Consider the following 11,768-nt stretch of genomic DNA (forward strand, 5'->3'; position numbering starts at 1 on the left):
CGCACAGCCGGGGCCTGATCGGCCCGGAGTCGACGATCCCGGGCGCGGCCGTCGGATCGGCATCGACGTCGGAAGCGTGCGGATCGGGGTGGCCTCGTGCGACCCCGACTGCATTCTCGCGACGCCGGTCGAGACCGTCCCCCGCTCGAAGGAGAAGGGGCCCGACGCGCCGGATATCCGGCGGATTGTCGAGCTTGTCGAGGAGTACGAGGCCGTCGAGGTTATCGTCGGTCTGCCGCAGACTCTGCGCGGGGAACGCGGGAAGGCCGCGGGCCTCGCGTCCGCGTTCGCGCAGAGGGTGCGCCGCCGCATCGATCCGATTCCGGTGCGGATGGCCGACGAGCGGCTGACGACGGTCACGGCGTCGCGTGCACTCCGCGAGAGCGGCGTCAGTGCGAAGGGACAGCGGCCGATGATCGATCAGGCCGCCGCTGTGGCGATCTTGCAGGGATGGTTGGACGAGCGGAGCAGAGCGGTGAACGTAACGGACTCGGACGGTAGCGGCCGACCCACGGAGGACGGCCTGTGAACGATCATCGGCAGCCGGGGCGTCCCGAGTTCGAGTCGGCTCCCGGCTACGACGATCACCGCTACAACGACGGGTACGAGGACGATCCCGGGCAGGGCTACTACTCGGACCCCGGCTACGACACCGCAGGCGTCTACGGCGACGACCACGACGGCTACCAGGCACAGCACGGTTACCCCACCGGTCAGGACTACGGTTACGAACCGGAGTTCGACCACTACACGTACGACGACTCCACCCGACGGGCACTGCCGACCGCGGTCGGCGCGCAACCGTTGAGCCGCGGTGCGGTCCGGCGGGAGCGTGCGGCCGCGCAGCGCAAGCGTCGGGGCCGGGTCATCGGCGTCCTCGCCGGAGCGGTGCTGCTGGGCGGCATGGGCGCCGCTGCCGTCGCCGTCTACGGCAAGCTGAGCGGCAGCGACTTCGCCGATTACGCCGGGCCCGCCGGGCCCGAGGTGGTGGTGCAGGTCCACGCGGGCGATACCGCCGACGAGATCGCGAACTCGATGGCAGACAAGGACGTGGTCGCGAGCGAGTCCGCGTTCTACCGGGCAGCGCTGCGCAACGACGCCATGAACTCCCTGCAACCGGGCTTCTATGCGGTCGCCACGAAGATCTCGGGCGCCGACGCGGTGTCCGCGCTCGTGTCGCCGTCCGCGCGCGTCGGTCAGACGGTGATCTCGGAGGGCCGTCAGCTCCACGACACCCGCGACGTGCAGACCGGTGCGATCAAGAAGGGCATCTACACGCTGATCTCGGAGGCCAGCTGTGTCGGCCCGACCGAGGCACGTAAGTGCATCAGCTACGACGACCTCAACACCGCCGGCGCGAGCTCGGATCTGGCCGCCCTGGGCGTCCCGGACTGGGCGCGTAAGCAGGTGGCGAACGTCCCGGACCGCGACCGCCAGCTCGAGGGGCTGATCGCCGCCGGCAGCTGGGACTTCGATCCCACCGAGTCGCCCGTCGCGATTCTCGAGCACCTGGTCAGTTCGAGTGCGGAGAGCTACGAGTCCACCGGTATCAAGACGGCCGGTGGCAACGTCGGCCTCGACCCGTACCAGATGCTGATCGTGGCGTCGCTCGTCGAACGCGAGGCGCTGCCCGCGGACTTCGACAAGGTCGCCCGCGTCGTGGTCAACCGGCTCGCGGTGAACCAGCCGCTGCAGTTCGACTCGACGGTGAACTACTCGCTCGACGCGACGGAGGTCGCCACGACCGACGCCGATCGCGCCCGCGTCACGCCGTGGAACACCTACGCCAGCCCGGGGTTGCCGGCCACGCCGATTTCGTCGCCGAGCATCAATGCTCTTCGCGCGGTGGAGAATCCGGCTCCCGGTGACTATCTGTACTTCGTGACGATCGACAAGAAGGGCACCACGCTGTTCACCCGGAGTTACGACGAGCACCTCGCGAACATCGGGTTGGCGCAGCAGAGTGGCATCCTCGACAGTGGAAGGTGATCGCAGTGGCCGCGCGTAAGGCCGCCGTTCTCGGCAGTCCGATCTCGCACTCGAAGTCCCCGGATCTGCACCTGGCGGCGTATCGCGCGCTCGGGCTGACGGACTGGACGTACGAGCGCATCGAATGCACCGGTGAGCAGTTGCCCGGTCTCGTCGCGGGCCTCGGCCCCGAATGGGTGGGACTGTCGGTGACGATGCCTGGCAAGGTCGCGGCCCTCGAGTTCGCGACCGAACGCACCGAGCGGGCGGTCACGATCGGCTCGGCGAACACCCTCGTCCGCATCGACGGCGGCTGGAGCGCCGACTGCACCGACGTCGACGGTGTCCGCGGCGCCCTCGTCGAGGGTGGGATCGGTGACCTCGCCGGTGCCGCGGCCGTCGTGGTCGGCGCCGGCGGAACGGCCCGCCCGGCTCTCGTCGCGCTCGCCGACATGGGCGTGGCATCGGTGACGGTCGTCGCGCGTGATGCCGACCGCGCTCGGCCCACGCTCGAGTGCGCGGAGGCGGTGGGGCTGTCCGTGCGGCACCTGACGTTCGACGACGGGCGACTGGCCGACGTCTGCACCGCGTCGGCTGCACTGGTGAGCACCGTTCCCGCGGGGGCCGCCGCGCCGTTCGCCGACGCGATCGGTCGGGCCCCGTTCGTGCTCGACGCGATCTACGATCCGTGGCCCACCCCGCTGGCGGACGCGGTCGAGCGCACCGGCGGAACCGTCGTCGGTGGTCTGGCGATGCTGCTCAACCAGGCGTACGGGCAGGTCGAGCAGTTCACCGGCATGCCCGCACCGCGAGAGGCGATGGCGGCGGCACTGCCGCGCTGAGCCCGGACCCGGTCCGCGGTTCTCCACAGCCGCACACGCATCCACAGATCTGTTCGCGGCCGCCGATTCCCGGGGCCGGGCGTCCTGGACGCACCGCATGCTCTCGGCATGTGGTGGATCGGTGTGGTGGGCGTTGCGGCGGGTGTCGCCGCCGGGGCCGGAACCAGGCGCGTCGTGGCACGGCTCGCGCGCGAGTCGCCGGTGCCCGCCGGATGGTGCGAGGTCGCGTGTGCACTCGGGTTCGCGGCGGTCGCGGTGCGGAACGGGCTCGTGCCCACCCTCGCACCGGCGCTGCTGTTCGTGTGGTGGACGATCGCGGCCGGTGTCGTCGACCTGCGGGTGCGCCGTCTCCCCAATGTCCTGACCCTTCCGGGCGCGGTGGCGATCGTGGGCTTCGCGACCGCCACGGGGCAGTGGCGGACGGCGGTCGTCGGCGGCCTGATGCTGTCGGGGCTGTACCTGCTCGTGCACCTGACGGCGCCCGCGGCCATGGGTGCGGGCGACGTCAAACTGGCGCTCGGTCTGGGCGCCGCGGCGGGCCTCGGCGGGGCCCAGACGTGGCTCGCGGCCGCCGCCCTCGCGCCAGTCCTCACCGCCGTGGTGGGCGTGTTGCGGGGGAGAGCGGACGGGATGATCGCCCACGGTCCGTCGATGTGCGCGGCGACCGCGTTGGCGATGTGGCCGGTGTGACGGGAGCGGCGGACGGCCCGCTGTCGTACCGGACGCCGTGCTCGTGGAAAGATGCTGGATGTGTTGCGCTGGATAACTGCTGGAGAGTCCCATGGTCCCGCCCTCGTTGCCATGCTCGAGGGGATGGTTGCCGGCGTCGAGGTGACGTCCGACGACATCGCGGCGCAGCTTGCGCGCCGTCGCCTCGGCTACGGCCGCGGTGCCCGCATGAAGTTCGAGGCCGACAAGGTCACGATCATCGGTGGCGTGCGGCACGGTCGCACCCTCGGCGGTCCGATCGCGGTCGAGGTGGGCAACACCGAGTGGCCCAAGTGGGAGACGATCATGTCCGCCGACCCGGTGGACGAGGCGGAGCTCGCCGGTCAGGCCCGCAACGCGCCGCTGACCCGTCCGCGCCCCGGCCACGCCGACTACTCGGGCATGCTCAAGTACGGCTTCGACGACGCCCGCCCCGTCCTCGAGCGCGCCAGCGCCCGTGAGACCGCGGCCCGCGTCGCGGCCGGAACCGTGGCCCGTCAGTTCCTGCGCCAGCTGTTCGGCGTCGAGGTCGTCTCGCACGTCATCTCGATCGGCGCCTCCGACCCCTACGTCGGCCCCGGTCCCGCCGCCGACGCGCTCGACGCCATCGATGCCAGCCCCGTGCGTGCCTGCGACAAGGCCGCGGAAGAGTCGATGATCGCCGAGATCGAGGCCGCCAAGAAGGACGGCGACACCCTCGGCGGTGTCGTCGAGGTGATCGTCCACGGTCTGCCGGTCGGCCTCGGCTCGTTCATCAGCGGCGCGGACCGGCTCGACTCCAAGCTCGCCGCCGCCCTGATGGGCATCCAGGCGATCAAGGGCGTCGAGGTCGGTGACGGCTTCGAGACCGCACGCCGCCGCGGCAGCGCCGCGCACGACGAGATGCGTCCCGGCCCCGACGGCGTCCTGCGTTCGACCAACCGCGCCGGCGGCCTCGAGGGCGGCATGACCAACGGTGAGGCGCTGCGTGTGCGCGCCGCGATGAAGCCGATCTCGACGGTCCCGCGCGCGCTGTCCACGGTCGACATGTCGACCGGCGAGGAGGCCGTGGCGATCCACCAGCGTTCGGATGTGTGCGCGGTTCCGGCCGCCGGTGTCGTGGCCGAGGCGATGGTTGCGCTCGTGGTGGCCCAGGCCGCGCTCGACAAGTTCGGTGGCGACTCCCTCGCGGAGACCCGCTCGAACTACCAGCGTTACGTCGACGGCATCGCGGCCCGTCTGTCGCGGTGATGCGATGACGCCGCGCGCCGTCCTGATCGGGCCGCCGGGCGCGGGAAAGTCGACCATCGGCCGACGTCTCGCGCAGGCACTCGATCTGGAGTTGCTCGACACCGACACCGAGATCGAGCGCGAGACCGGGCGCACCATCCCGGAGATCTTCGAGACGGATGGGGAGCCCTTCTTCCGGGAGATCGAGGAGCGGGTGGTCGGGGAGGCCCTCGAGTCGCACGACGGGATCCTGTCCCTGGGCGGCGGCGCGATCCTGTCCGAACGCACCCGTTCCCGGTTGGCGGGGCATACCGTGGTGTACCTGGAGATCAGTGTCGCCGAGGGGCTCAAGCGAACCGGAGCGAACACGGGGCGACCGCTGCTGGCCGGCGCCGACCCCAAGGCCAAGTACCACGCCCTGATGCGTCGCCGCCGCCCGCTGTACCGGCAGGTGGCGACCATTCGGGTACGCACCGACAGCCGGAGTCCCAGCCGGGTCGTCCAGCAGCTGGTGACCAAGTTGACCGACGGGGCCGCCGCAGGCGACCCGGCAAGAGACGACACAGAAGCGGAGCAGTAGAGAAGTGACCGAACCGGTACGCGTCGAGGTCGCCACGGCCGATCCCTACCCTGTGATCATCGGGCGAGGTCTGCTCGGCGAGCTCGTCGAGGAACTCGAGGGCACCCGCACGGTGGCCATCTTCCACCAGCCGCCGCTCGCGGAGACCGCGGAGGCCGTGCGCGCAGCCTTGGCGGAGAAGGGAATCGACGCCCACCGTGTCGAGATCCCCGACGCCGAGGACGGCAAGGACCTCGCGGTCGCGGGCTTCTGCTGGGAGGTGCTCGGTCGAATCGGACTGACGCGCAGCGATGCGGTCGTCAGCCTCGGCGGCGGCGCCGCTACCGACCTCGCGGGCTTCGTCGCCGCGACGTGGATGCGCGGCGTGCGGATCGTGCACGTCCCGACGACGCTTTTGGCCATGGTCGACGCCGCAGTGGGCGGCAAGACCGGGATCAACACGGAGGCCGGCAAGAACCTGGTCGGTGCGTTCCACGAGCCGTCGGCGGTCCTGATCGACCTGGCGACGCTCGAGACGGTGCCGCACAACGAGATCGTCGCGGGCATGGCGGAGGTCATCAAGACCGGATTCATCGCCGACCCGGTGATCCTCGACCTCATCGAGGCCGACCCCGCCGCCGCGCTGGACCCGACGGGCACCGTGCTGCCCGAACTGATCCGCCGCTCGGTCGAGGTCAAGGCGAAGGTGGTCGCCGCCGACCTGCGCGAGTCGAACCTGCGCGAGATCCTCAACTACGGCCACACCCTCGGCCACGCGATCGAGCGCCGCGAGCGGTACCGCTGGCGCCACGGTGCCGCCGTGTCGGTGGGACTCGTCTTCGCCGCCGAGCTCGGCCGCCTGGCCGGACGACTCGACGACGCCACCGCCGACCGGCACCGCTCGATCCTGCAGCTGGTCGGTCTTCCCACGACGTACGACGGCGACGCGTTCGGGCAGCTTCTCGAGGGTATGCAGACCGACAAGAAGAACCGCGCCGGCCTGCTCCGCTTCGTCGTGCTCGACGGACTCGCCAAGCCGGGTCGGCTCGAGGGGCCGGATCCGTCGCTGCTCGCCGCCGCCTACTCGGCTGTCGCACGCGACGAGAGCCCGAGCGGCGGGGCGGTACTGCTGTGAGGGTGCAGGTCATCAACGGACCCAACCTGGGTCGGCTCGGCAAGCGGCAGCCCGAGGTCTACGGCTCGACCACGCACGACGACCTGATTGCACTCTGTGAGAAGGCCGCCACCGACCTCGGTATCGAGGTGGTCGTCCGGCAGAGCGACAGCGAAGGCGAACTGCTCGGCTGGATCCACGACGCGGCGGACGCCCGCGAGCCGGTGATCCTGAACGCGGGCGGGCTCACCCACACTTCGGTGGTGCTGCGCGACGCGTGCGCCGAGCTGACCGCCGGCCTGGTGGAACTGCACATCTCGAACGTCCATGCGCGGGAGCAGTTCCGTCACCACTCGTACCTGAGTTCGGTGGCGACCGGGTCGATCGTCGGCTTGGGCGTCGCCGGCTATGCGTTGGCGCTGCGGTTCCTGGCCGAGCGCGGCTGACACAGCTGCGCCTCGACGCGAGTCGGGAAGCCTGGCACGACAGAACGGGCCGGGGCGGATCATCCGCCCCGGCCCGTTCGTCTCTCAGTGCGAGTTCGTTGCGCGGTCTACGTGTCGGCCCGGTGCGCCCCACCGGGCTTGCCGTCCGGGTCGACCGGCGCGAACACCTCGGTGTCGGTGTTGTCGGCGGGCACCGCGCCTTCGCCGCTCCCGTCTCCCGCGGCGCTGTCGGTGTAGCCGTAGCCGGCCTCGGTGCCGTGCTCGTACGACCACTCGCTGCCGGCGTAGTTCTCGGCGGCGGACTCTTCGACGTCGACATCGGCGTCGTCCGCATACGCGACTGCGCCGGCGGCCCGTGCCTTCGCGGAATCGCGTCCCACGAGGAACCGGCCGAGGGCGACGCCGATCGTCGCCGGGATGAAGATCAGCAGGATGGTGAAGGCTGCGCCGGAGGTGACCTCGAAGAACAGCGAGCCGTTGGTGATCGCGATGTCGAAGATCAGTCCGAGGATCCAGGCCGCGGCGCCGGCGAGGATGCCGGCGACGGCGGCGGCCTTGAGCCACATCATCGTCAGATCCGCGGACTCGTCCGGGTCGGGATTGGCGCGACGGTCGCGGATGCCGTCGAGCGCGCCCCACAGGAACGCCGCGAGGATCACGAGGATCAACGAGAACCACCTCAGGATGCTGCCCTGCTGGGGCCACTGCGTCACCGCGGCTCCCAGGAAAGTGCGCACCACGACGTGTACCAATGCCAGACCGAGACCGCGTACGACCCACCCATTCATGTGACACAGCGTAACCAGCAGGGTTCGGCACTTGTGTCCTAACCCACACAAACGGGTCGAAGAGGCGTCGGACACGTCTGTCGCGCCGGGGGAGCAGGGTGGGCGCAGGGTAGTTGCAGGGTAGTTTCGGAGGCATGTCGATCCACCGGGTGACCGCTTCGACCGCTGCGCGCCGCGGCCGACTTCGTGCTCTCCTGCGGGAGCACAGCCTCGACGCGCTGCTGGTGACGGACCTGCTCAACATCCGCTACCTCACCGGATTCACCGGCTCGAATGCGGCGTTGCTCGTGACCGCCGCCGACGAGTCGGGTGCCGAGGACCGGACCGTCATCTGCACCGACGGTCGATACCTGGTGCAGGTCGCCGAGCAGGTGCCGGACCTGCGGGCGGAGATCGCCCGCGCGAGCGCGCCGCGCCTGCTCGAACTCGCTGTCGCCTGGGGCGCCGGCAAGCTCGGCTTCGAGAGCCACGTCGTGACGTTCGACCAGCACGCCGCTTGGGTCGAGGCGGCACCGGAGATCGGTTTCACCCGCGCCCCGCGTCTGGTGGAGCAACTCCGAACCGTCAAGGACGAGGGCGAGATCGACCTGCTGCGTCGGGCGTGCGCGGCGGCCGACGATGCCCTCGCGGCGTTGATCGAGCGCGGGGGACTGCGCCCGGGGCGGACCGAACGCGAGGTGGGTCGCGAACTCGAGTCGCTCATGTTCGACCACGGTGCCGACGGAATCTCGTTCGAGACGATCGTCGCCGCCGGCCCGAACTCGGCGATCCCGCACCATCGACCCACCGACGCCGTCCTGCGGTCCGGCGACCTCCTCAAACTGGACTTCGGTGCGCAGATCGGCGGCTACCACTCCGACATGACCCGGACGTACGTGCTGGAGAAGGTCTCGCAGTGGCAGCGGGACCTCTACGACCTGGTTCGGGAGGCGCAGGCGGCGGGTCGGGCAGCGCTCGCGCCCGGCGCCGAGGTCGGCGCGGTGGACACGGCGGCCCGGTCGGTGATCGAGAGCGCCGGATACGGCGACCTGTTCCTGCACGGACTCGGCCACGGCGTGGGGCTGGAGATCCATGAAGCACCCGGGATCGGCAAGCTCGGCACCGGTACACTGCTTTGCGGTGCGGTGGTGACCGTCGAGCCGGGTGTGTACTTCTCCGGGCGCGGTGGCGTCAGGATCGAGGACACGCTCGTCGTTCGCGAGCAGGGGCCGGAACTCCTCACTCTCACCAGCAAGGATCTCGTAATCGTCTGAAGGAGACGCGAACTAAGTGGCAGACACCAGTGATTTCAAGAACGGGCTCGTACTGAAGATCGAGGGCCAGCTCTGGCAGATCATCGAGTTCCAGCACGTCAAGCCGGGCAAGGGCCCTGCGTTCGTCCGCACCAAGATGAAGAACGTCCTGTCGGGCAAGACCGTCGACAAGACCTTCAACGCGGGTGTCAAGGTCGAGACCGCTACGGTCGACCGCCGCGACATGACCTACCTGTACCACGACGGTAGCGACTACATCTTCATGGATGGCGACACCTACGACCAGATCCCGATCGGCGAGGCCACCGTCGGCGACGGCGCGCGCTTCCTGCTCGAGAACATGCAGGTCCAGGTCGCGACGCACGAGGATGCCCCGCTGTTCGTCGAGCTCCCGGTTACGGTCGAGCTCGAGGTCAAGCACACCGATCCGGGCCTGCAGGGTGACCGTTCGACCGGCGGCACCAAGCCCGCCACCCTCGAGACCGGCGCCGAGATCCAGGTCCCGCTGTTCATCAACACCGGCGACAAGCTCAAGGTCGATTCGCGTGACGGCAACTACCTCGGGCGCGTGAATTCCTGAGTGTCGGGTACGCATAAGAAACTCGGAGCACGTCACAAGGCCCGCAAGCGGGCCGTCGATTTCCTGTTCGAGGCCGAGGCGCGTGACGTCGACCCGGTCGATCTCGCGGAGGAGCGGGCGCAGCTCGCGACCCGCGACGATTCCGTTGCCCCGGTGGCCCCGTACACGGTGACCGTGGTGCAGGGTGTCGCGGAGAACCTCGACCGGCTCGATCAGGTGATCGAGTCGCATCTGCAGGACTGGACGCTCGAGCGTCTGCCTGCGGTCGACCGGGCGATCCTGCGGATCGCCGTGTGGGAGCTGTTCCACGCGACGGACGTCCCGCCCGTCGTCGCCGTCGACGAAGCTGTCGAACTCGCCAAGGAGCTGTCCACCGACGACTCGCCCAGCTTCGTGAACGGAGTGCTGGGTCAGGTCGTGCTGGTGGCCCCGCAGGTCCGGGCCGCGGCCGCGGCGACCTCGCAGCGCGCGAAGGCGGACACCGCCGACGACGCTGACACCCCCGCCGGCCCTGCCGGCGGTGAAGATTCCGAGTCCTGAAGTGGACAAGCTGCCGCCCATCCCGATTTCGGGGTGGGCGGCAGCGCGTTCGGCACACTTCGAGGACTCGGCCTACCCGGAATCTGGCGCGGTGGTCGCCGCTGATAGGCTGACCGGCGTCAGACATCCTTTAACGATCCGTCCAGAGAGGCGGAGAAGGAGGTCGCTCTATGCGTATGCCCGAAGGGCCCTCATCCGGTCTTCCCCCCGCGAACGCGCGCGAACTGCTGTCCCCGGCCGACGTCGGCAGGACCATCGCCCGCATCGCGCATCAGATCATCGAGAAGACCGCTCTCGACGCCACGGATGGTTCCGCACCTCGCGTCGTCCTGATCGGGATTCCCACCCGAGGCACCACGCTCGCCGCACGCCTCGCCGACAAGATCGAGGAGTTCGCGGGTGTCCGCCCGCCGGTCGGCTCCCTCGACATCACGCTCTACCGCGACGATCTGCGGACCAAGCCGCACCGCCCGCTCGAGCGGACCTCGGTTCCGGAAGGCGGTGTCGACAACGCGCTCGTCGTGCTCGTCGACGACGTCCTGTTCTCCGGCCGGACGGTCCGATCCGCGCTCGATGCGCTGCGTGACCTCGGCCGCCCGCGTGCGGTCCAGTTGGCGGTCCTGGTCGACCGCGGACATCGTGAGCTGCCGTTGCGCGCCGACTACGTAGGCAAGAACGTGCCCACCGCACGCACCGAGGATGTTGCCGTGCTCCTTGCCGAGCACGACGGCCGTGACGGTGTGGTGCTCTCGAGCGGGCACGCAGAGGAGAACGAGAAGTGAAGCACCTGCTCTCCATCGCGGATCTGAACCGGGATTCCGCGACCGAGCTACTCGACGAGGCCGAACGGTTCGAGCAGGCGCTACTCGGGCGTGAGGTCAAGAAGCTCCCGACGCTGCGCGGGCGGACCGTGATGACGGTGTTCTTCGAGAACTCCACCCGCACGCGGGTGTCGTTCGAGGTGGCCGGCAAGTGGATGAGTGCCGACGTGATCAACGTCAGCGCGTCCAGCTCGTCGGTGTCGAAGGGCGAGTCGCTGCGCGACACCGCGATGACGCTGCGCGCGGCCGGCGCCGACGCGCTGATCGTCCGGCACCCGGCCTCGGGTGCGGCGCATCAGATCGCGGCGTGGACCGGTGCCGCCGAGGACGGCGGTCCGTCGATCATCAATGCCGGTGACGGCACCCACGAGCATCCGACGCAGGCCCTGCTCGATGCTCTGACGCTGCGTCAGCGGCTCGGCGGCATCGAGGGTCGGCGGATCGCGATCGTCGGCGACATCCTGCACAGCCGGGTGGCGCGGTCGAACGCGTTGCTGCTGTCGATGCTCGGTGCCGAGGTGGTCCTGGTGGCGCCGCGCACGCTGCTGCCGGCCGGGGTCGAGACGTGGCCGGTGCGGGTGTCGCACTCGATCGACGCCGAACTGCCCGGACTCGACGCGGTCCTGATGCTGCGGGTGCAGGCCGAGCGGATGAACGGCGGGTTCTTCCCGTCGCCGCGCGAGTACTCGATCACCTACGGCCTCAACGAGAAGCGCCTGGGCCTGCTCGCCGACCACGCGGTGGTGCTGCACCCCGGTCCGATGCTGCGCGGCATGGAGATCGCGTCGTCGGTCGCGGATTCGCCGAAAACGGCTGTGCTGCAGCAGGTCACAAATGGTGTCCACGTCCGGATGGCAGTGCTGTTCCGGCTGTTGGTGGGAACGGAAGAGGTCGCGTGAGCGACCTGAACACAACGAGTAACGACAAGACGAGAAACGAG

General features: G+C 69.8%; 14 protein-coding genes. 13 read left to right on the plus strand and 1 reads right to left on the minus strand.

The genetic code is table 11. From position 1 onward, the window contains the following. Window positions 1-55 precede the first annotated feature (55 nt). From ruvX to aroQ, 8 genes are all read left to right on the plus strand, one after another. Window positions 56-529, plus strand: a complete 474-nt coding sequence (ruvX, locus tag HUN07_RS12195) for a Holliday junction resolvase RuvX (RefSeq protein ID WP_254622984.1) — start codon at window positions 56-58, stop codon at window positions 527-529. Further along, entirely contained in the window at window positions 526-1,989 is a 1,464-nt protein-coding gene (gene mltG, locus HUN07_RS12200; RefSeq protein ID WP_174909919.1) for an endolytic transglycosylase MltG, read from the plus strand. Before ruvX ends, mltG begins: the two co-directional genes overlap by 4 nt. 5 nt (window positions 1,990-1,994) lie before the next feature. Further along, window positions 1,995-2,810, plus strand: a complete 816-nt coding sequence (locus tag HUN07_RS12205) for a shikimate dehydrogenase (RefSeq protein WP_441346812.1) — start codon at window positions 1,995-1,997, stop codon at window positions 2,808-2,810. A gap of 108 nt (window positions 2,811-2,918) precedes the next feature. Beyond that, window positions 2,919-3,500, plus strand: coding sequence for a prepilin peptidase (locus tag HUN07_RS12210; protein WP_174909923.1), 582 nt, complete (start codon window positions 2,919-2,921; stop codon window positions 3,498-3,500). Window positions 3,501-3,560: 60 nt separating this feature from the next. Beyond that, on the plus strand, window positions 3,561-4,748 hold the full coding sequence (gene aroC / locus HUN07_RS12215; RefSeq protein ID WP_114722750.1) for a chorismate synthase: 1,188 nt from the start codon (window positions 3,561-3,563) through the stop codon (window positions 4,746-4,748). 4 nt (window positions 4,749-4,752) lie between these two features. Continuing rightward, window positions 4,753-5,307, plus strand: a complete 555-nt coding sequence (locus HUN07_RS12220) for a shikimate kinase (protein ID WP_114722664.1) — start codon at window positions 4,753-4,755, stop codon at window positions 5,305-5,307. Window positions 5,308-5,311: 4 nt separating this feature from the next. Beyond that, entirely contained in the window at window positions 5,312-6,421 is a 1,110-nt protein-coding gene (aroB, locus tag HUN07_RS12225) for a 3-dehydroquinate synthase (protein WP_114722665.1), read from the plus strand. Then, on the plus strand, window positions 6,418-6,846 hold the full coding sequence (gene aroQ / locus HUN07_RS12230; protein ID WP_174909926.1) for a type II 3-dehydroquinate dehydratase: 429 nt from the start codon (window positions 6,418-6,420) through the stop codon (window positions 6,844-6,846). Before aroB ends, aroQ begins: the two co-directional genes overlap by 4 nt. Before the next feature lie 107 nt (window positions 6,847-6,953). On the opposite strand, the gene HUN07_RS12235 is transcribed toward aroQ, so the two are convergent. Further along, window positions 6,954-7,634: a B-4DMT family transporter gene (locus tag HUN07_RS12235; RefSeq protein ID WP_174909928.1), complete on the minus strand. Its 681-nt coding sequence runs from the start codon at window positions 7,632-7,634 to the stop codon at window positions 6,954-6,956. 134 nt (window positions 7,635-7,768) lie between these two features. Here HUN07_RS12235 and HUN07_RS12240 point away from each other — a divergent pair, with 134 nt between their 5' ends. The 5 genes from HUN07_RS12240 (at window position 7,769) to HUN07_RS12260 (ending at window position 11,727) form a co-directional block, all read left to right on the plus strand. Further along, window positions 7,769-8,887 (plus strand): M24 family metallopeptidase, encoded by a 1,119-nt coding sequence (locus HUN07_RS12240; protein WP_174909929.1) that lies wholly within the window; start codon window positions 7,769-7,771, stop codon window positions 8,885-8,887. Window positions 8,888-8,903: 16 nt separating this feature from the next. Next, window positions 8,904-9,467, plus strand: a complete 564-nt coding sequence (efp, locus tag HUN07_RS12245; protein WP_114722669.1) for an elongation factor P — start codon at window positions 8,904-8,906, stop codon at window positions 9,465-9,467. Beyond that, window positions 9,468-10,007 carry a transcription antitermination factor NusB gene (gene nusB, locus HUN07_RS12250; RefSeq protein WP_114722670.1) on the plus strand — a complete coding sequence of 180 codons (540 nt, stop codon included), beginning with the start codon at window positions 9,468-9,470 and terminating at the stop codon, window positions 10,005-10,007. It abuts the gene before it with no gap. 170 nt (window positions 10,008-10,177) lie between these two features. After that, window positions 10,178-10,789 (plus strand): bifunctional pyr operon transcriptional regulator/uracil phosphoribosyltransferase PyrR, encoded by a 612-nt coding sequence (gene pyrR / locus HUN07_RS12255; RefSeq protein ID WP_114722671.1) that lies wholly within the window; start codon window positions 10,178-10,180, stop codon window positions 10,787-10,789. Beyond that, a complete protein-coding gene (locus HUN07_RS12260; protein WP_114722672.1) occupies window positions 10,786-11,727 on the plus strand; it encodes an aspartate carbamoyltransferase catalytic subunit in 942 nt (313 codons plus the stop codon). The genes pyrR and HUN07_RS12260 overlap by 4 nt, the downstream gene beginning before the upstream one ends. Window positions 11,728-11,768 lie beyond the last annotated feature (41 nt).

This window comes from Rhodococcus sp. W8901, assembly GCF_013348805.1.
GTDB lineage: Bacteria > Actinomycetota > Actinomycetes > Mycobacteriales > Mycobacteriaceae > Prescottella.